Genomic DNA, 265 nt, shown 5'->3' on the forward strand with positions numbered 1-265 from the left:
GGTAACGGCTTTGTGGATTGCGACTCTGCACGAACATTCCGTACGGCCCTTGGGGCAGCCGGAAGGTCGAAGATGCCGTCGGGTCCACGGCGGCAAACGGCACACCCCGGAAGTCGACCGGGACGAAGCTGACTTGTTTCACGCCATCGGCATCCACGCGTTCGATGCGCGTGATGTCCTTGGGCACCTGGGCGCTGGCGTCGGTGCTGCGTTTGCCCAGGTTGATGTTGATACCGCCGACCGAGGCCGTCTGCTCGCTGCTCAG

At 63.8% G+C, this 265-nt stretch carries 1 protein-coding gene; it reads right to left on the reverse strand.

Features of this window, described 5'->3' with window-relative positions; all coding sequences use genetic code 11:
* On the reverse strand, nucleotides 1-265 hold a 265-nt coding region (locus QK293_RS27560; RefSeq protein WP_282383551.1), incomplete at both ends, for a hypothetical protein.

Origin of the sequence: Pseudomonas sp. AL03, assembly GCF_029960815.1 — a bacterium.
Taxonomy (GTDB): Bacteria; Pseudomonadota; Gammaproteobacteria; order Pseudomonadales; family Pseudomonadaceae; genus Aquipseudomonas.